Annotated in this window: 19 protein-coding genes; 12 read left to right on the top strand and 7 right to left on the bottom strand. The window is 73.9% G+C overall.

Annotated features, from left to right (window positions below):
* Positions 1-20 precede the first annotated feature (20 nt).
* The 8 genes from ACFW47_RS04805 to ACFW47_RS04770 all read left to right on the top strand — a co-directional run bounded on the left by ACFW47_RS04805 (position 21) and on the right by ACFW47_RS04770 (position 11,460).
* Positions 21-914, top strand: coding sequence for an FAD binding domain-containing protein (locus ACFW47_RS04805; protein WP_386288940.1), 894 nt, complete (start codon positions 21-23; stop codon positions 912-914).
* Positions 911-2,992: a 2Fe-2S iron-sulfur cluster-binding protein gene (locus tag ACFW47_RS04800; protein ID WP_386304781.1), complete on the top strand. Its 2,082-nt coding sequence runs from the start codon at positions 911-913 to the stop codon at positions 2,990-2,992. The genes ACFW47_RS04805 and ACFW47_RS04800 overlap by 4 nt, the downstream gene beginning before the upstream one ends.
* A complete protein-coding gene (locus ACFW47_RS04795) occupies positions 2,989-5,307 on the top strand; it encodes a xanthine dehydrogenase family protein molybdopterin-binding subunit (RefSeq protein ID WP_386288936.1) in 2,319 nt (772 codons plus the stop codon). The genes ACFW47_RS04800 and ACFW47_RS04795 overlap by 4 nt, the downstream gene beginning before the upstream one ends.
* A gap of 171 nt (positions 5,308-5,478) precedes the next feature.
* Complete coding sequence (locus tag ACFW47_RS04790; protein WP_386286113.1) at positions 5,479-6,030, top strand: SUKH-4 family immunity protein; 552 nt, start codon at positions 5,479-5,481, stop codon at positions 6,028-6,030.
* Between the two features lie 107 nt (positions 6,031-6,137).
* Complete coding sequence (locus ACFW47_RS04785; protein ID WP_386304780.1) at positions 6,138-7,595, top strand: MFS transporter; 1,458 nt, start codon at positions 6,138-6,140, stop codon at positions 7,593-7,595.
* 150 nt (positions 7,596-7,745) lie between these two features.
* Positions 7,746-9,542 (top strand): DEAD/DEAH box helicase, encoded by a 1,797-nt coding sequence (locus tag ACFW47_RS04780; RefSeq protein ID WP_386286111.1) that lies wholly within the window; start codon positions 7,746-7,748, stop codon positions 9,540-9,542.
* A 302-nt stretch (positions 9,543-9,844) separates the two neighbouring features.
* Positions 9,845-10,504, top strand: a complete 660-nt coding sequence (locus tag ACFW47_RS04775; RefSeq protein WP_386286110.1) for an IclR family transcriptional regulator — start codon at positions 9,845-9,847, stop codon at positions 10,502-10,504.
* A 176-nt stretch (positions 10,505-10,680) separates the two neighbouring features.
* Complete coding sequence (locus ACFW47_RS04770; RefSeq protein WP_386286109.1) at positions 10,681-11,460, top strand: S16 family serine protease; 780 nt, start codon at positions 10,681-10,683, stop codon at positions 11,458-11,460.
* Between the two features lie 21 nt (positions 11,461-11,481).
* Here ACFW47_RS04770 and ACFW47_RS04765 read toward each other — a convergent pair whose 3' ends face one another.
* Genes ACFW47_RS04765 through ACFW47_RS04745 form a run of 5 tightly spaced genes read right to left on the bottom strand, consistent with a single transcriptional unit; the run spans position 11,482 to position 15,715 of the window.
* Positions 11,482-12,474 (bottom strand): glycine betaine ABC transporter substrate-binding protein, encoded by a 993-nt coding sequence (locus ACFW47_RS04765; RefSeq protein WP_386304778.1) that lies wholly within the window; start codon positions 12,472-12,474, stop codon positions 11,482-11,484.
* Complete coding sequence (locus ACFW47_RS04760; protein WP_386286107.1) at positions 12,471-13,316, bottom strand: ABC transporter permease; 846 nt, start codon at positions 13,314-13,316, stop codon at positions 12,471-12,473. Before ACFW47_RS04760 ends, ACFW47_RS04765 begins: the two co-directional genes overlap by 4 nt.
* Complete coding sequence (locus ACFW47_RS04755; RefSeq protein ID WP_386286106.1) at positions 13,313-14,560, bottom strand: betaine/proline/choline family ABC transporter ATP-binding protein; 1,248 nt, start codon at positions 14,558-14,560, stop codon at positions 13,313-13,315. Before ACFW47_RS04755 ends, ACFW47_RS04760 begins: the two co-directional genes overlap by 4 nt.
* Positions 14,553-15,200 carry an ABC transporter permease gene (locus ACFW47_RS04750; RefSeq protein WP_386286105.1) on the bottom strand — a complete coding sequence of 216 codons (648 nt, stop codon included), beginning with the start codon at positions 15,198-15,200 and terminating at the stop codon, positions 14,553-14,555. Before ACFW47_RS04750 ends, ACFW47_RS04755 begins: the two co-directional genes overlap by 8 nt.
* A gap of 32 nt (positions 15,201-15,232) precedes the next feature.
* Positions 15,233-15,715, bottom strand: coding sequence for an Lrp/AsnC family transcriptional regulator (locus ACFW47_RS04745; RefSeq protein WP_386286125.1), 483 nt, complete (start codon positions 15,713-15,715; stop codon positions 15,233-15,235).
* Between the two features lie 125 nt (positions 15,716-15,840).
* On the opposite strand from ACFW47_RS04745, the gene hppD reads away from it, so the two are divergent.
* On the top strand, positions 15,841-16,986 hold the full coding sequence (gene hppD, locus ACFW47_RS04740) for a 4-hydroxyphenylpyruvate dioxygenase (RefSeq protein WP_386286104.1): 1,146 nt from the start codon (positions 15,841-15,843) through the stop codon (positions 16,984-16,986).
* 23 nt (positions 16,987-17,009) lie between these two features.
* On the opposite strand, the gene ACFW47_RS04735 is transcribed toward hppD, so the two are convergent.
* Positions 17,010-18,407 carry a tetratricopeptide repeat protein gene (locus ACFW47_RS04735; RefSeq protein ID WP_386286103.1) on the bottom strand — a complete coding sequence of 466 codons (1,398 nt, stop codon included), beginning with the start codon at positions 18,405-18,407 and terminating at the stop codon, positions 17,010-17,012.
* Positions 18,408-18,499: 92 nt separating this feature from the next.
* On the opposite strand from ACFW47_RS04735, the gene ACFW47_RS04730 reads away from it, so the two are divergent.
* Complete coding sequence (locus ACFW47_RS04730; RefSeq protein WP_386304776.1) at positions 18,500-19,924, top strand: FAD-binding oxidoreductase; 1,425 nt, start codon at positions 18,500-18,502, stop codon at positions 19,922-19,924.
* 10 nt (positions 19,925-19,934) lie between these two features.
* On the opposite strand, the gene ACFW47_RS04725 is transcribed toward ACFW47_RS04730, so the two are convergent.
* On the bottom strand, positions 19,935-20,357 hold the full coding sequence (locus ACFW47_RS04725; RefSeq protein WP_386286101.1) for an SsgA family sporulation/cell division regulator: 423 nt from the start codon (positions 20,355-20,357) through the stop codon (positions 19,935-19,937).
* A gap of 252 nt (positions 20,358-20,609) precedes the next feature.
* Between ACFW47_RS04725 and ACFW47_RS04720 the strand changes: the two genes are divergently transcribed.
* Both ACFW47_RS04720 and ACFW47_RS04715 read left to right on the top strand, forming a co-directional pair.
* Positions 20,610-22,097: an RDD family protein gene (locus tag ACFW47_RS04720; RefSeq protein WP_386286100.1), complete on the top strand. Its 1,488-nt coding sequence runs from the start codon at positions 20,610-20,612 to the stop codon at positions 22,095-22,097.
* A gap of 137 nt (positions 22,098-22,234) precedes the next feature.
* On the top strand, positions 22,235-22,975 hold the full coding sequence (locus ACFW47_RS04715) for an RDD family protein (protein ID WP_386304775.1): 741 nt from the start codon (positions 22,235-22,237) through the stop codon (positions 22,973-22,975).
* Positions 22,976-23,004 lie beyond the last annotated feature (29 nt).

Below are 23,004 nucleotides of genomic sequence, written 5' to 3'. Positions count from 1 at the left end.
AGCGGGAAGGGGCAGTCGGTTTGACCACGCACGCACCGCAGGCGGCGCAGGCCGTCACGCTGCCCACGACACTGGACGAGGCCGTGGCGGCTCTGGCCGCCATACCCGCCGCCGTGCCGGTCGCGGGCGGCACCGACCTGATGACCGCCGTCAACTCCGGCCAGCTCAGGCCCGCCGCGCTGGTGGGCCTCGGCCGGATCAGCGAGATCCGCGGCTGGCAGTACCAGGACGGCCACGCCCTGCTCGGCACGGGACTCACCCACGCCCGCATGGGCCGCCCCGACTTCGCCGCGCTCATCCCGGCGCTCGCCGCCGCCGCGCGCGCCGCCGGGCCGCCGCAGATCCGCAACGCCGGCACCCTCGGCGGCAACATCGCCTCCGCCGCCCCCACCGGGGACGCGCTGCCGGTGCTGGCCGCCCTGGAGGCGACGCTGATCATCGCCGGCCCGGACGGCGCCCGCCGGGAGATGCCGGTCTCCCACCTGCTGGCCGGCATGGAGATGCTCCGCGCGGGCGAGCTGATCGGCTACGTGCGCGTGCCGCTGCTGCACGCCCCGCAGGTCTTCCTGAAGGCGACCGGCCGCACCGGCCCGGGCCGCGCGACGGCCTCCGTCGCGCTGGTCCTCGACCCCGCCCGGCGCGGGGTGCGGTGCGCCGTCGGCGCCATCGCGCCGATGCCGCTGCGGCCCCTGGAGGCCGAGCAGTGGGTGGCCTCGCTCATCGACTGGGACAACGGCCGCGCGATCGTCCCGGAGGCGCTGCACGCCTTCGGCGAGTACGTCGCCGCCGCCTGCATCCCCGACGCGGCCCCGGCGGAGGACGGTTCCGTACCGCAGCTGCCGCCCGCCGTACTGCACCTGCGGCGCACCGTCGCCGCGCTGGCCCGACGAGCACTGGGGAGGGCGCTGTCGTGACCGACGACCAGCACGGCGATCAGCACGGAGGGGGCACGCCGCCGAGCGGCGGCCGCTGGGACCCGCTGCCCCAGGGCGACTACGACGACGGCGCGACCGCCTTCGTGAAGCTCCCCGAGGGCGGCGTGGACGCGCTCCTGGCCTCCACCGACAGCCCGCTCGCCGCGCCCGGGCACGGCTACGTGCCGCCGCAGATCACGGTGGCGCCCGCCACCACCGCCGGCACCGACCCGGCGGCCACCGGCACCTGGGCGATGCCGGCCGCGCCCGTGGACGGCACCCAGTGGCACGCCCCGGACGCCGGTCAGGAGCCCGCGGATCCGCACGGGCAGGGGTACGGCGAGTACGCGCAGCAGGACCCCTACGGCGGGGCGGCACCGTACGACGCCGGCGCCGGGCAGGGCGACCGGTTCGCCTACCGGCCCCAGACCACCGGCCAGTGGGACTTCTCGCAGGCCGCGGCCGGCACCGGAGCCGGGGCGGCGGAGAGCGCGGCGCCCCAGCCCGGTACCGCGCCCGGCCAGGACGTGACCGGCCAGTGGTCCATCCCCGTCGCCGGCGGCGACCTGCCCGACGAATCGGGCGAGTTCACCCAGTCGTCCCTCGCCGAGCAGTGGGGCGGCACCGCACCCGCCACCCTGCCCGGCGGTGCTCCCGCGCCCTGGGCGACCCAGTCGGCCGGGCACCCGTGGGGAGACCGCGCGGTCACGCCCCCGCCGGGCACCGGGGAGCGTCCGGGCGAGGCGGTTGCGCCAGGCGACGACCCGTACGCGGGAGCGCCCGCCGGCGAGTACCCGTCGCACGACTTCCGGGGCCCCGACGCGCAGGAGCACGACGGCTTCCGGGAACACGGCGAGTACCAGCGGCCCGACGGACCCCGGGAGGCCGACGAGGCCTCTGAGCGGCCCGCAGGGGACCCGGCGGAGGCTGCCGGAGGTCCAGGCCCGGAACGGGTGCGTGAACCCGCTGAGGAGCCCGCGGAGCCCGCGACGGCCCCCGCGCCCGGCGCCCCCGAGGAGGAGCGGTCGCCGGTCTCCGGGCCGGAGCGGGACCGCCGCCTCGGGGACGGCGGTGCGGAAGCAGGGCGGGGGGCCGGTCCCGCCCCGGCACCCGAACCCGCCCCGGCACCCGAACTCGCTCGGGCGCCGGAGGTCGCTGGTGCGCCCGAAGCGGCTGGGGCGCAGGAAACCGGTGAGGCACAGGAAACCGTCGAGACACAGGAATCCGCGCGGGAATCGGCGGACGCCCGCCGGCCCGGTCACACGGCCGTGCCCGACGCGGCACCGGAGGCGCGCCCCGGCGACGACGACCGGTCCGACCCGACCGACGCGGACGCGGCCCCGACCGCTCCGGCCGACGCGACGGTCGTGGCCGACGCGGCCGGGCAGGGTCCCGGCGGTCAGCCGCATGAGCCGGGCCCGTCAGGCTCTTCCGGCCCGAACGAGGAACACCCCCTCGCCTCCTACGTCCTGCGTGTCAACGGCGCCGACCGGCCCGTCACCGACGCCTGGATCGGCGAGTCGCTGCTGTACGTGCTGCGCGAGCGGCTCGGTCTCGCGGGCGCCAAGGACGGCTGCTCGCAGGGCGAGTGCGGCGCCTGCAACGTGCAGGTCGACGGACGGCTGGTCGCCTCCTGCCTGGTACCGGCCGTGACCGCGGCCGGCAGCGAGGTGCGCACGGTCGAGGGCCTGGCCGCCGACGGCCGGCCCTCCGACGTGCAGCGGGCGCTCGCCCGCCGCGGTGCCGTGCAGTGCGGCTTCTGCGTGCCCGGCATGGCGATGACCGTGCACAACCTCCTGGAGGGCAACCCGGCGCCGACCGAGCTGGAGGCCCGGCAGGCGCTCTGCGGCAACCTGTGCCGCTGCTCCGGCTACCGGGGTGTCCTGGAGGCGGTCAGGGAGGTCGTCGCCGAACGCGAGGCGCACACCGCCGCCGAGGCGCCCGAGACGGACGCCGAGGAGCCCCGCATCCCGCACCAGGCGGGTCCGGGAGCGGGCGGCGTCAACCCGTCGGCCTTCGAGCCGCACGACCAGCCCTACGGTGACCAGCCCCACGGCCAGGACGGAGGCCACGCGTGAGCAACGACGCCGCGACTGCGGAGGCCGCGGGAAGCACGGAGACGGCCCCCGCCCCCGAGCCGATTCCGCACGGCATCGGCGCCTCCCTGCCGCCCGCCGACGCCCGCGCCAAGACGGAGGGCACCTTCCCGTACGCCGCCGACCTGTGGGCCGAGGGCCTGCTGTGGGCGGCCGTGCTGCGCTCCCCGCACGCGCACGCGCGCATCGTGTCCATCGACACCACCCACGCGCGCGAGATGCCCGGCGTACGGGCGGTCGTCACGCACGAGGACGTGCCCGGCGACCCGCTGCACGGACGCGGCTCCCGGGCCGACCGCCCGGTGTTCGCCTCCGAGGTCGTACGCCACCACGGCGAGCCCATCGCCGCGGTCGCCGCCGACCACCCGGACACCGCGCGGATGGCCGCGGCCGCCGTCATCGTCGAGTACGAGGTGCTCGACCCGGTCACCGACCCGGAGCAGGCCTTCGAGGCCGAGCCCCTGCACCCCGACGGCAACCTGATCCGGCACATCCCGCTCCGGCACGGCGACCCGGAGGCGGCCGGCGAGGTCGTCGTCGAGGGCCTGTACCGCATCGGCCGCCAGGACCCGGCGCCCATAGGGGCGGAGGCGGGCCTGGCCGTACCGCGTCCCGACGGCGGCGTGGAGCTGTACCTGGCCTCCACCGACCCGCACGGCGACCGCGACACGGCCGCCGCCTGCTACGGCCTGCCGGCCGAGCAGGTGAAGATCGTCGTCACCGGCGTGCCCGGCGCCACCGCGGACCGCGAAGACCAGGGTTTCCAACTGCCGCTGGGGCTGTTGGCGCTGAAGACCGGCTGCCCGGTGAAACTGACCGCCACGCGCGAGGAGTCCTTCCTCGGCCACGTCCACCGCCACCCCACCCTCCTGCGCTACCGCCACCACGCGGACGCCGAGGGCCGGGTCGTCAAGGTCGAGGCGCAGATCCTGCTCGACGCGGGCGCCTACGCCGACACGTCCTCGGACGCCCTGGCCGCCGCGGTGGCCTTCGCCTGCGGTCCGTACGTCGTTCCCAACGCCTTCATCGAGGGCTGGGCGGTACGCACCAACAACCCGCCCTCCGGCCACGTGCGGGGCGAGGGCGCCATGCAGGTGTGCGCCGCGTACGAGGCGCAGATGGACAAGGTCGCCAGGAAGCTGGGCCTGGACCCGGCCGAGGTGCGCCTGCGCAACGTCCTGGCCACCGGCGACGTCCTGCCCACCGGCCAGACGGTCACCTGCCCGGCGCCGGTCGCCGAGCTTCTCCAGGCCGTGCGCGACTTCCCGCTTCCCGCGCTGCCCAAGGACACGCCCGAGGACGAGTGGCTGCTGCCCGGCGGCCCCGAGGGCGCGGGCGAACCGGGCGCGGTGCGCCGGGGCGTCGGCTACGGCATCGGCATGGTGCACATGCTCGGCGCGGAGGGCGCCGACGAGGTCTCCACGGCCACCGTGAAGGTCCAGGACGGCGTGGCGACGGTACTGTGCGCGGCCGTCGAGACCGGCCAGGGCTTCACCACACTCGCCCGGCAGATCGTGCAGGAGACCCTCGGCGTCGACGAGGTGCACGTGGCGCCCGTGGACACCGACCAGCCCCCGGCCGGCGCCGGCTGCCGCGGACGCCACACCTGGGTGTCGGGCGGCGCGGTGGAACGCGCGGCCAAGATGGTCCGCACCCAGCTCCTCCAGCCCCTGGCCCACCAGTTCGGCATGTCGACCGAACTGCTCCAGATCGCCGACGGCAAGATCACCTCGTACGACGGCGTGCTGTCGACCACCGTCGCCGAGGCGCTGGAGGGCAAGGAGCTGTGGGCCACCGCCCAGTGCCGCCCGCACCCGACCGAGCCCCTGGACGAGACCGGTCAGGGCGACGCCTTCGTCGGAATGTCCTTCTGCGCGATCCGCGCGGTGGTCGACGTCGACATCGAGATCGGTTCGGTGCGCGTCGTGGAGCTGGCCGTCGCCCAGGACGTCGGCCGGGTCCTGAACCCGGCCCAGCTCACCGCCCGGATCGAGGCGGGCGTCACCCAGGGCGTCGGCATCGCGCTGACCGAGAACCTCCGCACGCCCCGCGGCCTGATCCGCCACCCCGACCTCACCGGCTACGCCCTCCCGACGGCGCTCGACGCCCCCGACATCCGGATCGTGAAGCTCGTCGAGGAGCGCGACGTGGTCGCCCCCTTCGGCGCGAAGTCGGTCAGCGCGGTCCCGGTGGTCGCCTCCCCGGCGGCCGTCGCCTCCGCGGTACGCGCGGCCACGGGCCGCCCGGTCAACCGCCTCCCGGTCCGGCCGCAGGCCGCGGTGGTGACGGGAAACTGAGCCGCCCGCGCGCGTGAGGCAACGCGCGGGGCGCGGGGCGCGTCTGTAAGGGAGACGGGCGCGTCCGGTGTGCCGGGCCGTTGTCAGTGGTGCCCCCTAGGCTGCGAAGCAGTGGGGGACGGCTGACGCTCCCACCGCACGGAGCGCGCTCACGCACACTCGGGGGAGAAGATGCACGAGGTCACCAGGGACACGGCGACGCGGACGCCCGCGCGCGTGCCGCTGTTCTGGACGTCGGCGGCGGTGATCGGCTGCCTGCTCGTGTCCGCAGGCCGCCGTACGGCCTCCGGACTCGCCCTGGACCTGTCCTACCGCGCGCTGACCGGCGAGTTCGGCCGGGACCGCGTGGCCCGGTACGAGGACATCGACTTCCCGCCGGCCCTCACCCACGAGCCCACCCGCCGCTTCCTGAGCGAGACGGGCCTGCCGGAGGACGCGTTCCCGCTCGCGGCGGACGACGACGGGATACCGCTGCCGACCCTGGTGGAGCGCTACGGCGACGGGGCCCCGGGCGAGGCGGCCGCCCGGCTGGTCCGGCTCGGCGGGCTGCCCGACGGCAGCGACGTGGTCGTGGACGGCCTGACCGGCACGGTCCTGACCTGGCACCCGTCCGACACGAGCCTGCGCCCGCTCACCCCGGACGTCTCGACGCTCGTCTTCACGCTGTGGCTGCTGCGCCGCGCGGGCGCCAGGGGGCCCGTGGCGGGATTCGGGCCCGCGTAACGTCCCCGGGCGAAAGCCGCCGGCGGGCGGTCGTACGACCAAGGTCCCGGTCCCGTACCGCCTCCCGACAGGGGTCACAGCGTGCTTCGGCCCTTACTCTGGCGGCCATGACCGTCCCTGAGCCCCGCGACACCGATGTCGCCGTCCCCGATCCGGCCCCCGCCGGCCCCACGCCGCCCGCCGAGACCGTGCTGAGCCGCACCTACCGTGCCCTGAGCATCGGCATCGTCTCCGTCGTCGTGCTGATCGCCTTCGAGGCGACCGCGGTGGGCACGGCGATGCCGGTGGCGGCGCGGGAGCTGGACGGGGTGTCGCTGTACGCGTTCGCGTTCTCGGGGTACTTCACGACGAGCCTGTTCGGGATGGTGCTCTCGGGGCAGTGGTCGGACCGGCGGGGGCCGCTGGCGCCGCTGACGAGCGGGATCGCGGCCTTCGCGGCGGGGCTGGTGCTGTCCGGGACGGCCGGGGCGATGTGGCTGTTCATCCTCGGGCGGGCCGTGCAGGGGCTCGGCGGCGGGCTGGTCATCGTCGCCCTGTACGTGGTCGTGGGCCGGGCCTACCCGGAGCGGCTGCGGCCCGCGATCATGGCGGCGTTCGCCGCGGGCTGGGTCGTCCCCTCGATCGTCGGTCCGCTCGCGTCCGGCGCGGTCACCGAGCACCTGGGCTGGCGCTGGGTGTTCGTCGGCATCCCGGCACTGGTCGTCCTCCCGCTGGCCCTCGCGCTGCCGCAGATACGCAGCCGCGCCTCCGCCCCGGTGGGCGGCGGTGCGGACGCCCCGGGCTCCTTCGACCGCCGCCGCATCCGCCTCGCCCTCGCCATCTCGCTGGGCGCCGGCCTGCTCCAGTACGCCGCCCAGGACCTGCGCTGGCCCTCCCTGCTGCCCGGCGCGGTGGGCGTGGCGCTGCTCGTCCCGGCCGTCCTCGGACTCCTGCCGCGCGGCACCTACCGGGCCGTGCGCGGTCTGCCCTCCGTGGTCCTGCTGCGCGGCGTCGCCGCCGGTTCCTTCATCGCCGCCGAGTCCTTCGTCCCGCTGATGCTGGTCACCCAGCGCGGCCTCAGCCCCACCCTCGCCGGGCTCTCCCTGGCCGCGGGCGGCGCGACCTGGGCCGCGGGCTCCTGGATCCAGTCCCGGCCCCGCCTCGAACCCCACCGCGAGCGTCTGATGACCCTCGGCATGGCCCTGGTGGCGGCGGCCATCGCGACCGCGCCCAGCGTGCTGATCGACGCCGTACCCGCCTGGACCGTGGCCGTCGCCTGGGGCTTCGGCTGCTTCGGCATGGGCCTGGTGATCTCCTCCACCAGCGTCCTCCTGCTCAAGCTCTCCGCCCCCGAGGAGGCCGGCACCAACTCCGCCGCGCTCCAGATCTCCGACGGCCTCTCCAACGTCGTCCTGCTGTCCGTCGGCGGAGCGGCCTTCGCCGCCCTCGGCGGCGGCACGGTCAGCCACGCGGCGACGGAGGCCACCGGCTCCTCCCACCCGGCGGCCTTCGCCGTGGTGTTCCTGCCGATGGCGGGCGTGGCGCTGGTGGGTGCGTGGGTGGCCACGCGCGTGCGGCAGCGGTGAACCGGGAGCGGCCGGGGCGGGCGGGCCGGCTGTGACGTCCGTCCCACCCGGGGGCGACCCGCCCCGGTGCTGACGCCGCTCGCCTCGGGGCGCCGGTAGGGTGGCCCGGTTGTCATACGTGGCCGAGCCGTTCTACCCCCTTCGGAGACCGTGACTACCACCGCCAGCTCCAGCACCTCGCACCACCTCTCCCCGGCCTTCCCCGGCCGTGCCCCGTGGGGTACCGCCAGCAAGCTGCGGGCCTGGCAGCAGGGGGCGATGGAGAAGTACCTCCAGGAGCAGCCCCGGGACTTCCTCGCGGTCGCCACCCCCGGCGCCGGCAAGACGACCTTCGCGCTGACGCTGGCGTCCTGGCTGCTGCACCACCACGTCGTGCAGCAGGTGACGGTCGTCGCGCCCACCGAGCACCTGAAGAAGCAGTGGGCGGAGGCCGCGGCCCGCATAGGGATCAAGCTCGACCCCGAGTACAGCGCGGGCCCGCTCAGCCGTGAGTACCACGGCATCGCCGTCACCTACGCCGGCGTCGGCGTGCGTCCGATGCTGCACCGCAACCGCTCCGAGCAGCGCAAGACCCTCGTGATCCTGGACGAGATCCACCACGCCGGTGACTCCAAGTCCTGGGGCGAGGCCTGCCTGGAGGCCTTCGAGCCGGCCACCCGGCGCCTCGCGCTCACCGGAACGCCCTTCCGCTCCGACACCAACCCCATCCCCTTCGTCACGTACGAGGAGGGCAACGACGGCATCCGCCGCTCCGCCGCCGACTACACCTACGGCTACGGCTCCGCGCTCGCCGACGGCGTCGTCCGCCCCGTGATCTTCATGAGCTACAGCGGCAACATGCGCTGGCGCACGAAGGCCGGCGACGAGATCGCCGCCCGGCTCGGCGAGCCCATGACCAAGGACGCCGTCAGCCAGGCCTGGCGCACCGCGCTCGACCCGCGCGGCGAGTGGATGCCGGCCGTGCTGCGCGCCGCCGACCAGCGGCTGACCGAGGTCAGGAAGGCCATCCCGGACGCCGGAGCCCTGGTCATCGCCGCCGACCAGGACTCCGCCCGCGCCTACGCCAAGCTGATCCGTGAGATCACCGGCAGCAAGGCCACCGTCGTCCTCTCCGACGACGTGGGCGCCTCGAAGAACATCGACACCTTCAGCCAGAGCACCGACCGCTGGATGGTCGCCGTCCGCATGGTGTCCGAGGGCGTCGACGTGCCGCGCCTCGCGGTCGGCGTCTACGCGACCACCATCTCCACGCCCCTGTTCTTCGCCCAGGCCGTCGGCCGCTTCGTACGGTCCCGCCGCCGAGGCGAGACCGCCTCCGTCTTCCTGCCGACCGTGCCCGACCTGCTCACCTTCGCCAACGAGATGGAGCGCGAGCGCGACCACGTCCTCGACAAGCCCAAGAAGGAGGGCGAGGAGGACCCCTACGCCGAGTCCGAGAAGGAGATGGACGAGGCGAACCGGGAGCAGGACGAGGACACCGGCGAGCAGGAGCAGTTCTCCTTCGAGGCGCTGGAGTCCGAGGCCACCTTCGACCGGGTCATGTACAACGGGGCCGAGTTCGGCATGCAGGCCCACCCGGGCAGCGAGGAGGAGCAGGACTACCTCGGCATTCCGGGGCTGCTGGAGCCCGACCAGGTGCAGTTGCTGCTCCAGAAGCGGCAGGCCCGGCAGATCGCGCACAGCCGCAAGAAGCCCGACGACGAGGCCGACCTGCTCGAACTGCCCGCGGAACGGCGGCCGGTGGTCTCCCACAAGGAGCTGATGGAGCTGCGCAAGCAGCTCAACACCATGGTCGGCGCCTACGTCCACCAGAGCGGCAAGCCGCACGGCGTGGTCCACACCGAGCTGCGCCGCGTGTGCGGCGGCCCGGCCAGCGCCGAGGCCACCGCCGGGCAGCTGCGCCAGCGCATCGCCAAGGTGCGGGAATGGGCCACCCGCATGAAGTGACGGGCGGGGTGCGGGAGGCGCTCCGCGTGCGCTGTACGTACCCGGACAAAGACCGTCAGTCCACGCCGGTCTCCGCCCGGATTCTGGACGGAGCCTTCCGCTGAGCGGACCTGGTCGCTACTGTCCCGCTACGCACACGCCCCGTGGCAGCGCCGCCGCGGAGCGCAGCCGTGAAGCGACTGGGCCGGGCACAGGGCCGGGCCGTCAGCCGATCGGCGGCCTCTGAAGCGCGTCACTGACGGGACTCGGTGACGCATCCGCAGCGAGGGGGCCGCCGACCTCACCACTAAGGAGTGGGCGTCGTGACCGCGGAGACCTCTCAGACGCTCGACCGGGGACTGCGGGTCCTCAAACTGCTGGCCGATACGGACCACGGGCTGACCGTCACCGAGCTATCCCACAAACTGGGCGTGAACCGGACTGTCGTGTACCGGTTGCTCGCCACGCTGGAGCAGCACGCACTCGTACGTCGTGACCTGGGCGGACGCGCCCGGGTCGGACTCGGTGTGCTGGGGCTCGGCCGCCAGGTGCACCCGCTGGTGCGCGAGGCGGCGATGCCGGCGCTGCGGTCGCTGGCCGAGGACATCGGGGCGACGGCCCATCTGACGCTGGTGGACGGGGCGGAGGCGCTGGCCGTGGCCGTCGTCGAGCCGACCTGGACGGACTACCACGTGGCCTACCGGGCCGGGTTCCGGCATCCGCTGGAGCGGGGGGCCGCGGGGAAGGCGATCCTGTCCGCGCGGCAGCAGGCGCAGCCCGCCGAGGAGGAGGGGGAGTGGCCCGGATACGCCCTGACCCACGGGGAGCTGGAGGCCGGCGCCTGCGGGGCGGCGGCGCCGCTGCTCGGGGTGACGGGGGTGGAGGGCAGCGTGGGTGTGGTGATGCTGTCGGAGGTGGTGCCGGAGCGGGTGGGTACGCGGGTGATGGACGCGGCGCGGGAAGTGGCGGAGGCGCTGCGGTGACGTGCTTCGCTCGTGCGGCCGCGTAGGTGCGGGCCGAGGGGTGGGTCGCGTGGCCCGGCGCCGCGGGGCGCCGCCGGTGCCCACCCGTGCCCCTCCCAGCGGCACGACTGCCCGCAGGCGGGGGCGACGGCTGCCCGCCCCCCTGCGCGGCAGCGCCCTCGCGTTAGATTGACCCCGTGCTCTCTCGTCTCACGCGCCCCCAGGCCCTCGCCGTCTGCGCTCTGCCCGTCGTGGCGCTGCTCGCCACCGCCGCCCTCGCGCCGCTGCCCTTCTCCGTGGCGCAGCCGGGGCTGACGGCCGACGTGCTCGGTGAGAACCGGGGTGAGCCGGTGATCACGATCAAGGGCGCGCCGACGCACGAGACGAGCGGCCAGCTGCGGATGACGACCATCGAGGCGACCGGCCCGGACGCGAGCGTCCACCTCGGCGACGTGATCGGCGGCTGGTTCGACACCGACCGGGCCGTGATGCCCCGCGACGCGGTCTACCCGAGCGGCGACGACGTCAGGGAGATCGAGCAGTACAACGAGGAGCAGATGCGGGAGTCCCAGGACGCCGCGACCACCGCCGCCCTGCACCACCTGGACCTGGACCCGGCGGACGTCGACGTCGACCTGCGCCTGGAGGACGTCGGCGGCCCCAGCGCCGGCCTGCTCTTCTCCCTCGGCATCATCGACAAACTGGCCGCCGGCGACCTCACCGGCGGCGAGGTCGTCGCCGGCACCGGCACGATCACCACCGGCGGCGAGGTCGGCCCCGTCGGCGGCGTACCGCTGAAGACGCAGGCCGCCCGACGTGACGGGGCCACCGTCTTCCTCGTACCGAAGGCGGAGTGCTCGGACGCGCGGGCCGAGCTGCCGAAGGGGCTCCGGCTGATCCCCGTCACCACCCTCGACGGCGCGGTCGGCGCGCTCGAGGCCCTGCGCACGGGCAGGGGCGAGGTCCCCGCCTGCTGAGCGGCGTTCGCGAAGGGGCGTTCAGCCCTCCTTCACGAAGCCCTTCTCGACCATCCAGTCCAGCGCCACCTGGTGCGGGTCCTCCCCGTCCACGTCGACCTTCGCGTTCAGGTCCCGCGCGACGTCGTTGTTCAGCGCCTCGGTCACCGGCGCGAGCACCGACGCGATCGCCGGCCACTTCTTCAGGGTGTCGGTGCGGATCATCGGGGCGGCGTTGTAGTTCGGGAAGAACTTCTTGTCGTCCTCCATCACCACCAGGTTCATCGACTTGATCCGTCCGTCGGTGGTGTACACCTCGCCGTAGGCGCAGGCGCCGTCGGCGGTCTGGGTGTAGATGATCCCGGTGTCCATCTCGGTGATGTTCCCGGCCGGGACGTCCATCCCGTACGCCTTCTCCATGCCCGGCAGCCCGTCCGCGCGGTTGGCGAACTCGACCTCCACGCACAGCGTCACCGCGCCCGGGTCCGTCTTGGACAGCTCCGCCACCTCGGAGAGCGTCTTCGTGCGGTACTTCTTGTAGTTGGCCCGGTTCATGGCCAGCGCGTAGGTGTTGTTCAGCTCGGCCGGCGGCAGCCAGGTCAGCCCTTTCTTCAGGTCCTCCTTCCGCACCGCCTCCCACTGCTCGTGCGGGTCCGGGATGGGCTCGCCGTGCCCGAGGTACGTGATCCAGGCGGTGCCCGTGTACTCGTACGTGGCGTCCGCGTCGCCGTTCTCCACCGCCGCCCGGGTGCCCACCGAGCCCTGGATGCCGGTGCGGTCCAGGACCTCCGCGCCGGCCGCCTGGAAGGCGATGCCCATGATCGCGCCGAGCACGAGCTGCTCGGTGAACTGCTTGGACACCACGGTCAGGTCGGCACCCTCCAGCGGCCGCCCCTTCCCGATGGTGCCGGGCTCCACGTCGTCGACCATCGGGGAGCCGCTGGTGAGCCCGCAGCCGGAGGCCGCCACCAGCAGCGCCGCCGTCAGCAGCCACGTACGGCGTCGCCCGCCTCCCGTACCGGGTCGCGCGCTCATGTCCGCACCTCCAGACCCCTGGGCCGCAGCAGCAGCTCGGCGAGCGAGGCCAGCCAGTCCACCAGCAGCGCCAGGGCCACGGTGAGGATCGAGCCGAGCACCAGGACCGGCATCCGCTGGCTGGTGATCCCCGTGGTGATCAGCACGCCCAGGCCGCCGCCCCCGCCGAAGACGGCCAGCGTCGCCGTGCCGACGTTGAGGACGAGGGCGGTGCGCACCCCGGCCAGGATCAGCGGGACGGCCAGCGGCAGCTCCACCCGGGTCAGCACCCCGAGCGGGGACATGCCGATGCCGCGGGCCGCCTCCAGCAGCGTCGGGTCGTTCGCCTTCAGGCCCGCGATGGTGTTGGACAGGACCGGCAGGACGGCGTAGATGATGATGCCGATCAGGGCGGCGCGGCGGCCGATGCCCAGCCAGATCACCAGCAGCGCCAGCAGGCCGATCGCCGGGGTCGCCTGGCCCATGTTGGCGAAGGCCATGGCGACCGGCGTCGCCTTCCGGAACATCCGGCGGGTGAGCAGGATGCCCAGCGGAATGGCGATGATCAGCACGAAGAAGGTGGAGATCACGGTCAGCTGCACGTGCTGCCACAGCGCCTTGGTGACCTGGCCGTCGGCCAGCGCGTTGCGGCTGAGCGCGTCCAGGTCGGCCTGCCGGAACCACAGCCAGGTCGCCAGCAGTACGGCCACCAGGAGCGCGGGCAGGAAGGTCAGCTTCCGCCAGCCGACCCGCCGCCGGGTCGCCGCCGGGGACGGGGGAGGGGGCTCGTGCTCATACTCGTCCCGGTCCGCGTCGTCATAGGCCGGTTCGCCGGTCCCGGGCCCTCGGCCGGACGTACTCACGCCTTCGCCTCCCCTCCGAAGCCCTCCTGCTCCGCGTGCGTCTGTCCGGCCCGGGTCTCCTCCAGGTCGTGCTGGTGCTCCAGCGCGTCCAGCCGGTCGGCCTCCAGCAGCTCGTGCACGGAGTTCAGCAGCGTCTCCATGTCGACGACGCCCTCGTACTCGCCGCGCCGCCCGGTGACCGCCACCCGCCCCGTGTTGTCGGTGAGCACCGCCTCCAGCGCGTCCCGCAGGGTCGCGTCCCGGGTCACCGTGTCGTGGACCAGCGTCCCGGCCCGCGCCAGCGAACCCTTCGCCCGCATCAGGTCGCCGCGCCTGAGCCACTTGTAGGGCCGGCGGCGCCGGTCCAGGAGCAGGATCTCGTTGGTGCCGGCCGCCCGGAGCTGGTTGAAGATGTGCTGGAGCGGGTCCTCGACGGTCACCGTCGGGTAGTCGGTGATGCCGACGTCCCGTACGCGGGTCAGGTTCAGCCGCTTCAGCGCCGCCCCGGCGCCCACGAAGCCGGAGACGAAGTCGTCCGCCGGGTTGGTGAGGATGGCCTCCGGGGTGTCGAACTGCGCGATGTGGGAGCGTTCGCGCAGCACCGCGATCCGGTCACCCAGCTTGATCGCCTCGTCGAAGTCGTGGGTGACGAAGACGATCGTCTTGTGCAGCTCGTGCTGGAGCCGGATCAGCTCGTCCTGGAGGTGGTCCCGCGTGATCGGGTCGACGGCGCCGAACGGCTCGTCCATCAGCAGCACCGGCGGATCGGCGGCCAGCGCCCGCGCCACGCCCACCCGCTGCTGCTGCCCGCCGGAGAGCTGGCGCGGGTAGCGGCCGTGGAACTCCCCGGCGTCGAGACCGACCAGGTCGAGCATCTCCTCCACCCGGGACCGGATGCGGGACTTCGACCAGCCGATCATCTTCGGTACGAGGGCGATGTTCTGGGCGACGGTCATGTGCGGGAAGAGGCCGGAGGACTGGATCGCGTAGCCGACCTTGCGGCGCAGCTTCACCGGGTCGATGTCGGTGACGTCCTCGCCGTCGATGCGGATGCGGCCGCCGGACGGCTCGATCAGCCGGTTGATCATCTTCAGGGTGGTGGACTTCCCGCAGCCCGAGGGGCCGACGAAGATGACCGTCTCGCCCGCCTGGATCTGCATCGACACGTTCTCGACGGCCGGCTGCGGATTGCCGGGGTAGCGCTTGGTGAGCGACTCCAGCTCGATGGTCGCCCCGGTGGCGTTGGCGTGGCCGTTCTCAGGCACGGATCCCCCTCGGGATGGTCAGCCGCCCCAGCAGGACGTACGCGGCGTCGAACAGCAGCGCCAGGACGATGATCCCGAGCGTGCCCGCGAGCACCAGATTGAGCGCGTTCTTGCTGCCCAGCGAGGCGATTCCGCGGAAGATCTCGTTGCCGAGGCCGGGCCCGGAGGCGTAGGCGGCGATCGCGGCGATGCCCATCAGCATCTGGGTGGAGACCCGGATGCCGGTGAGGATCGGCGGCCAGGCCAGCGGCAGTTCCACCCGCAGCAGCCGGGCCGCCCGCGACATGCCGATGCCCTTGGCCGCGTCCACCAGCGCCGGGTCGACCCCGCGCAGGCCGACGATCGAGTTCCGCACGATCGGCAGCAGCCCGTACAGCGTCAGCGCCGTCACCGTCGGCGGCACGCCGAGGCCCACGATCGGGATGAGCAGACCGATCATGGCCAGCGACGGGATCGTCAGGATGGCCGACGTGCCCAGCGTCGCCAGGTTCCCCGCCCACTCGCTGCGGTAGGTGAGGACGCCGATCAGCACGCCGAGCAGCGTCGCCACGACCATGCACTGGAAGACCGCGCTGGCGTGCTGGTAGGCGTCGGCGAGCAGTTGCTGGTGGCGGCTGCCCAGGAACTCCCAGAAGTTCACCTCCGCTCACCTCCCGGAACGTCGAACCGGTCTCAGTCGCGTCTGCCGCTGTCCTGGGCCGCCTGCTCCACCAGCGGGATGATCCGCAGCGGAACGGGGTTCTCCATCACGATCGCCGTGGCGGCCCGGACGATGCCATCAAAACCGACAACCCGGTCGATCACCCGCTGGAGATCGGCGTTCGAGCGGGCCACCAGCCGGCACAGCATGTCCCCGGTGCCGGTCGTGGTGTGCAGCTCCAGCACCTCGGGCACGGTCGCCAAGTGCGCCCGTACGTCGGCTCCTTGGCCCTGCCGGATCTCCAGCGTCGCGAACGCGGTCACCGGGTAGCCGAGCGCCGCCGGGTCCACCTCGGGACCGAATCCGCGGATGACTCCTTTCGACTGAAGCCGGTCGAGACGCGCCTGCACGGTGCCCCGCGCCACCCCCAGCCGCCGGGACATCTCCAGCACCCCGATCCGCGGCTCGCGGGCCAGCAGCCCGATGATCCGCCCGTCCAGCCGGTCTATGCCCATCCCGCACCCCTTCAGGCTGGTCATCCTGTACAGATCGCCTGCCGCGACCGCCACCTCACTGGGCAGGTTGCCCAGTGAACGCGCAAACTATTGCGCACCTTGCAGACGCGGGAGACCCTGCCGCTATGACGCAGACCACACACCACACTCCCGACACCGCCCGGCAGGCCGACCCCTTCCCGGTCAAGGGAATGGACGCGGTCGTCTTCGCCGTGGGCAACGCCAAGCAGGCCGCGCACTACTACTCCACCGCCTTCGGCATGCGGCTGGTCGCGTACTCCGGACCGGAGAACGGCAGCCGCGAGACCGCGAGCTACGTCCTGGAGAACGGCTCCGCCCGCTTCGTCTTCACCTCCGTGATCAAGCCGTCCACCGAGTGGGGCGAGTTCCTCACCCGGCACGTGGCCGAGCACGGCGACGGGGTCGTCGACCTCGCCATCGAGGTCCCGGACGCGCGCGCCGCCCACGCCTACGCCGTCGAGCACGGAGCCCGCTCCGTCGCGGAGCCGTACGAGGTCAAGGACGAGCACGGCACCGTCGTCCTCGCCGCCATCGCCACCTACGGCGAGACCCGCCACACCCTGGTCGAGCGCACCGGCTACGACGGCCCCTACCTGCCCGGCTACGCAGCAGCCGAGCCGATGGTCGAGCCGCCCGCGCAGCGCACCTTCCAGGCTGTGGACCACTGCGTCGGCAACGTCGAGCTGGGCCGCATGAACGAGTGGGTCGGCTTCTACAACAAGGTCATGGGCTTCACGAACATGAAGGAGTTCGTGGGCGACGACATCGCCACCGAGTACAGCGCGCTGATGTCGAAGGTCGTGGCGGACGGCACCCTCAAGGTGAAGTTCCCGATCAACGAGCCCGCCGTCGCCAAGAAGAAGTCCCAGATCGACGAGTACCTGGAGTTCTACGGCGGCGCCGGCGTCCAGCACATCGCGCTGAACACCAACGACATCGTGCAGACCGTCCGCACCATGAAGGCGAACGGCGTCCAGTTCCTGGACACGCCCGACTCGTACTACGACACGCTCGGCGAGTGGGCCGGCGAGACCCGCGTCCCCGTCGAGACGCTGCGCGAGCTGAAGATCCTCGTCGACCGCGACGAGGACGGCTACCTGCTGCAGATCTTCACCAAGCCGGTCCAGGACCGCCCGACCGTCTTCTTCGAGATGATCGAGCGGCACGGCTCCATGGGCTTCGGAAAGGGCAACTTCAAGGCCCTGTTCGAAGCGATCGAGCGCGAGCAGGAGAAGCGCGGCAACCTCTGACACCGGTCTTCGCGCGGCAGACGTCAGCCGGGCGGGTCCTCCACGGAGGGCTCGCCCAGCGCCGCCAGCGCCCGCTTCGCCTCGGGCACCCGCAGCGGCGAGAAGTACGGGTTGATCATCAGCGCCTCCCGCAGATGCCGCCGCGCGGGCCCGTACCGCTCCAGCTCCCGCTCGATCACCCCCCGGTGGAAGACGTACAGCGCGCTGCGCACCCCGCCGCCCTTGTCGCCCTCGGTCGCGACGGCCGCGAACTCCAGCGCCTCCTCGTGCTCACCGGTGCGGTGCAGCGCCCAGCCCAGCGCGTCGGCCACCGCGATCCCCGGCTGCCGCCCCCACTCCTCACGCAGCAGCCGCACCGCCCGGGCCGGGTCCCCGTGGTCCGCCTCGAACCGGCCGAGCACCAGCCGCTCGTTCGCCCCGGCCGCCTCCGCGACCCGCACCCGCTCCCGCAGCAGGTCGTACTGCACCCGCGCGGCCTGCCCGAGCCCCAGCGACTCGTACAGCTCGCCCAGCTCCAGCGCGTACTCCGCGTCCGGCCGCTTGGCCAGCGCCGCCTGGTACGCCGACAGCGCGTCCGTCGTCCGGCCCAGCGCCGCCAGCGCCCGCCCCTGCCCGGCCTGCGCCGCCCGCTGGTCCGGATCGGTGCGCAGCGCCTCCTGGAAGAACCGCAGCGCCTCCTCCCGCTCCCCGCGCTCGAACGCCAGCCGCCCGGCCTGCTCCAGGTACGCGGCCCGCTCGGCCGGCGCCTCGGCGGCCGCCGCCGCGTCGGAGATCCGGGCCTGCGCGTCCTCCCGCCAGCCCCGGTCCCGGTAGACGGCCGCCGCCCGCGCCCCCGTCGCCGGCGCGTGGGGCCGCAGCTTCTTCAGTTTCTCCAGGGCCCGCCCCACGCCCTTGTCGTCGCCCAGCCCGGTGTACGCGTCGACCAGCACCGCGTGCGCCGTCCACCGCTTCGGCGCCGCCTTCACCGCGCTCTCGCCCCACTTCTTCGCCGCCGGGAAGTCCCGCCGCGCCACCGCCAGCGCCGCCAGCCCCTCCAGCGCCTGCGGATTGCGCTCCGCCCCGACCTTCAGCGACGTGCGCAGCGCCTTCTCGGCCTTCGCCCACATCGTCACGTCCGCCGTACGCCGCCCCTGCTCGACGTAGGCCGAGCCCAGCACCGCCCACGACACGCCGTCCAGCGGCTGCGCCCGCAGATGCCGCTCCCGGTCACCGATCAGCACCGCCAGGTCCGGCAGCGCGGCCGGCGTCCCCGTGGTCACCGCACCGCGCGCCAGCGCCGCGGGGCCCGGCGCGGGCGGGGAGGCGCCACCCCCGTCCCACGGCAGCAGCACCAGCACCCCGCCGAGCACGGCGGCCCCGGTGACGGAGGCGATCAGCACCCGGTTCCGGCGGCGGGAGCGCCGCCCGCGTTCGATCTCCATGGCGCCTACTGTGCGCCCGTACGACAAGCACACCGCGGCTTGCGCCGGGTGCCGTCGACGGGGTTCACACCGATGGCCCCGGGTGCGAACCTGTGATCATGAGCCGTATCGAAGCGCCTCGCGACGAAGACGACGCAGCCGCGGCGGTCGACAGCCCCCTCGTCGAGCGGCTGCTCGCCGGACTGCCCGCCGAGTCCGTCCTCACCGACCCCGACGTCACCGCCTCCTACGCCAACGACATGGCGAGCTTCTGCCCGGCCGGCGCCCCCGCCGCGGTCGTCCTGGCGCGCACCGTGGAGGACGTCCAGCACGTCATGCGCACCGCCACCGAGCTGCGCGTCCCCGTCGTCCCGCAGGGCGCCCGCACCGGCCTGTCCGGCGGCGCCAACGCCACCGACGGCTGCGTGGTCCTCTCGCTGACCAGGATGGACCGCATCCTGGAGATCAACCCCGTCGACCGCGTCGCCGTCGTCGAACCGGGCGTCGTCAACGCCACGCTCTCCCGCGCGGTGGACGAACACGGCCTGTACTACCCTCCCGACCCCTCCAGCTGGGAGATGTGCACCATCGGCGGCAACATCGGCACCGCCTCCGGCGGCCTGTGCTGCGTCAAGTACGGGGTGACCGCCGAGTACGTCCTCGGCCTGGACGTCGTCCTCGCCGACGGCCGCCTGATGTCCACCGGCCGCCGCACCGCCAAGGGCGTCGCCGGGTACGACCTCACCCGCCTCTTCGTCGGCTCCGAGGGCTCCCTCGGCATCGTCGTACGGGCGGTGCTCGCGCTGCGCCCCAAGCCGCCCGAGCAGCTGGTGCTGGCCGCCGAGTTCTCCTCCGCCTCCGCCGCCTGCGACGCGATCTGCAGGATCATGGAGGGCGGGCACGTGCCGTCCCTCCTCGAACTGATGGACCGCACCACCGTCAAGGCGGTCAACGACCTCGCCCACATGGGCCTCCCGGAGACCACCGAGGCCCTGCTGCTGGCGGCCTTCGACACCACCGACCCGGCCGCCGACCTGGCCGCCGTCGGCGCGCTGTGCGAGGCGGCCGGCGCCACGCAGGTGGTCCCCGCCGACGACGCGGCCGAGTCCGAACTCCTCCTCCAGGCCCGCCGCCTGTCCCTCACCGCCCTCGAAGCGGTCAAGGGCACCACGATGATCGACGACGTGTGCGTGCCCCGGTCGAGGCTCGGCGACATGCTGGAGGGCGTCGAGCGCATCGCCGCGAAGTACGACCTGACCATCGGCGTCTGCGCCCACGCGGGCGACGGCAACACCCACCCCACGGTCTGCTTCGACGCCCAGGACCCCGGCGAGTCCCGGCGGGCCCGCGAGTCCTTCGACGAGATCATGGGCCTCGGCCTGGAACTCGGCGGCACCATCACGGGCGAACACGGCGTCGGCGTACTGAAGAAGGAGTGGCTGGCGCGCGAGATCGGCCCGGTGGGGCTGGAGATGCAGCGGGCCGTCAAGCAGGTCTTCGACCCGTTGGGCATCCTCAACCCGGGCAAGCTCTTCTGACGCCCGCCGTTCACCGGGCCAGCAGCTCGGCCAGCCCGTCGTCGAGGCCGAGCTGCCCGGCCTCGGCCCCCGGCGGCACCGCCCGCAGCGTCCGCTCCAGCCACGCCGACACCTGAGCCGACGGCGCCTCCAGCAGGGCGTCACCGTCGGGGCTGCTCAGTGCCATCAGCACCACGCTGCGGCCGTCCGCCTTCGACGGCCACACCCGCACGTCCCCGTGCCCGCACGGCCGGAACACCCCTTCCACGAGCAGGTCCCGGGCGAACGTCCAGTGCACCGGGCAGCCGGAGTTGATGTGGAAGGTGACGTGCACGGCGTACGGGTCGTCGGAGTGGTAGGCGAGCCGTGCCGGTACCGGGACGGCGTGCCCGGGCGACAGGATGAGCCGCAGTTCCAGCTCGCGCTCCACGACGGTGGGGTGGTTGGGGTGCATGGCGTGGGTCCTCTCTCGTACGGGTCCGCACGGGCCGCCCGGAACGGGCCCGCACGAGTGAGAGCGACGTGGGCCGTGAGCGTTACGCGGGTTGGCGGAACTTTTTCCCTCCCCTCTGTCCCGGGTGTGAAGGTCCATGCACGAGGTTGCCCGGAAAGGGGTGGGTCCGGCGGGACCGGCGGTGCGGATTGCGCCCGTCTGATAGATGTTGAGCCCCCGAACCAACCCCCGAGCAGATACGGGACGACGGACATGAGCGCCCCAACCCCGGCCCCCGGCGACGACAGGCCCCGCGAAGGGTATTACCCGGACCCGTCCATTCCTGGATATGTCCGGTACTGGAACGGCGCCTCCTGGGTGCCGGGCACCAGCCGGCCCGCCCCCAAGGACGGCGAGCCGCTCGCGCCGCCGCCCGGCGCACGGCCCTCCGTGGAGGAGACCGGCCCGCACTTCTTCGACGAGGACCCGGTCGAGGAGCCGCCGCCCGCCGCCGCGTCCCAGCACGGCAGCCGCCCGGAGCCGGCCGCGTCCTGGGCCGCCGACCGCTCCGGTGCGGCGGGCGCACAGGGCTCGTCCGTCGCCTGGCCGGGCCCGGCCCAGGCCACGGACCCGAGGCTCGCGCACGCCCAGGGCGCGGGACCGGCCGGGGAAGCGGTGCCGGACGCCGGCGCCGGCCGCCCCGGGGCGGGCTCCGGTGCCGGTCCCGCCGCGGGCACGGGTTCGGGTACGGGGCCCGACGTGGCCGGCGCCGCTCGGGACGGGCAGGCCTCCGACCGCGGTGAGGCGGAGGCCGAGTCGGGCAACACCTTCGTCTTCCGGCGCCCGTCGGCGGGGCCCGGGGCCCGCGGTGACGAAACCTCGGGCGGCGCCGCCGACGACGAGGGCACGATGACCTTCCGCGCGGTCTCCCCGCGCGGAAGCACCACGGGCGGTCCGGGCTTCGCCGCCGGCAAGGCCGCCGCGGCCCGTGGCGCCGCGCCGACGGCCCCCTCCGGCCCCCGGCGGACCGCCGGGCCGGCCGTCCCGCACCAGGCAGCGCCCTCACCCCACCAGCCCGCCCCCGCACCCCAGCAGCCGGCCGCCTCACAACCGCAGCCCGCCGCCTCCGCCCCGGTCGCGGCCGGTCCCGGCGGCGGTCAGACCTCCTGGGCGCAGCAGGTGCACCGGCTCGCGGGCGCCGGCGAGGGCGAACAGCCCGTCGCGCCGTGGAAGCCGCCGGTGGAGGACGTCTTCCAGGCCGCCGCCCGGCGCCAGGCGGCCGCCCGTCCCGCCGGGCTCGGCAAGCGGCTGGCCGCCCGGCTGATCGACACCGTCGTCCTGGGCGCCGTCACCGCCGTGGCCGCCGTACCGCTCGGGACCAAGGCGGTCGACCACGTCAACGGCAAGATCGACGAGGCCAGGCTCTCCGGCGAGACGGTCACGGTCTGGCTGCTCGACGGCACGACCTCCACGTACCTGGGCATCGTGCTGGCCGTCCTGCTGGTCTTCGGCGGCCTCTACGAGGCGCTGCCCACGGCCAAGTGGGGCCGCACCCTGGGCAAGAAACTGCTCGGCCTGGAGGTACGGGACATCGAGGCCCACGAGCCCCCGTCCCTCGGTGCGGCCCTGCGCCGCTGGCTGGTCTACAGCGTCCCCGGCCTCCTGGCCGTCGGCCTGGTCGGTGTCGTGTGGTGCCTGTTCGACCGGCCTTGGCACCAGTGCTGGCACGACAAGGCGGCGAACACGTTCGTCGCGGGCTGACTTGGCGGGGGGCTTCGTGGTCGGGGGCGCCGAAGCCCCCGCACCCCCGCCCCCGATGGCGCCGCCCCGGAACGGTCCGTACTCCGGACGGCCGCTCGCCGGATGCGAGGAAAGAGACCCCGGGTTCGACTCGGGACATGAGCAGCGAACCGCCCCCCGGCCCCGGCGGGCAGCCGCCGGAAGACGACCCGTTCAGGAAGCGCCCCCCGTCCGACGGAGCGGGCGGCACGGGCTCGCCGTACGACAGTCCGCCCCCGCACGGCGGCACCGGCCAGCCCCCGCCGTACGGCGGCAGCGCGCCCCCACCCCCGGGCGGCGGCGGTCCCTACGGCGCCCCGCCCCCCAGTGGCGGCGGTCCCTACGGCGCCCCGCCCCCCGGTGGCGGTGACCCCTACGGGGGCGGCTCCTACCCCACGGACCCGCTCGCCGGCATGCCCCCGCTCGCCGACAGCGGCAAACGGGTCCTCGCGCGGATCATCGACATGATCCTCGTGGGCATCGTGGTGTGGCTGCTCAGCTGGGCGTTCAACGTCCAGGAGTACCAGGTGGACGGCGAGGACATCTCGGTCGGCAAGTCGTTCGGGCAGTCACTGATCGCCGCCGTGCTCTACATCGCCTACGACACCTACATGACCGCGAAGACGGGCCAGACCCTGGGCAAGAAGTGGCTCGGTCTGCGTGTGGCCAACCTGGACAACGGCGCCACTCCCACGGTGCAGACGTCCCTGATCCGGGCGCTGGTGCTGTGGATCCCGTTCGCCTTCTGCTGCGCCTGCGTCTGGACGATCATCGCGGGCGGCTGGAGCTTCTTCGACCGGCCCTACAAGCAGGGCCTGCACGACAAGGCGGCCAAGACCGTGGTGGTCAGCACCCGTTGACGGACGGGGCGACCACACGGGAGGCTGCG

Origin of the sequence: Streptomyces sp. NPDC058796 (genome assembly GCF_042745235.1) — a bacterium.
Classification (GTDB): domain Bacteria; phylum Actinomycetota; class Actinomycetes; order Streptomycetales; family Streptomycetaceae; genus Streptomyces.
Note: the sequence above shows the minus strand (reverse complement) of the source record. Positions and strands in the feature narration are given on the sequence as shown.

Coding starts and splice junctions, on each gene's coding strand:
- ACFW47_RS04790 (WP_386286113.1), top strand. CDS start 5,479: ATGCACGAGGTCACCAGGGACACGGCGACGCGGACGCCCGCGCGCGTG.
- hppD (WP_386286104.1), top strand. CDS start 15,841: ATGACGCAGACCACACACCACACTCCCGACACCGCCCGGCAGGCCGAC.
- ACFW47_RS04785 (WP_386304780.1), top strand. CDS start 6,138: ATGACCGTCCCTGAGCCCCGCGACACCGATGTCGCCGTCCCCGATCCG.
- ACFW47_RS04735 (WP_386286103.1), bottom strand. CDS start 18,407: ATGGAGATCGAACGCGGGCGGCGCTCCCGCCGCCGGAACCGGGTGCTG.
- ACFW47_RS04720 (WP_386286100.1), top strand. CDS start 20,610: ATGAGCGCCCCAACCCCGGCCCCCGGCGACGACAGGCCCCGCGAAGGG.
- ACFW47_RS04725 (WP_386286101.1), bottom strand. CDS start 20,357: ATGCACCCCAACCACCCCACCGTCGTGGAGCGCGAGCTGGAACTGCGG.
- ACFW47_RS04715 (WP_386304775.1), top strand. CDS start 22,235: ATGAGCAGCGAACCGCCCCCCGGCCCCGGCGGGCAGCCGCCGGAAGAC.
- ACFW47_RS04765 (WP_386304778.1), bottom strand. CDS start 12,474: ATGAGCGCGCGACCCGGTACGGGAGGCGGGCGACGCCGTACGTGGCTG.
- ACFW47_RS04745 (WP_386286125.1), bottom strand. CDS start 15,715: ATGGGCATAGACCGGCTGGACGGGCGGATCATCGGGCTGCTGGCCCGC.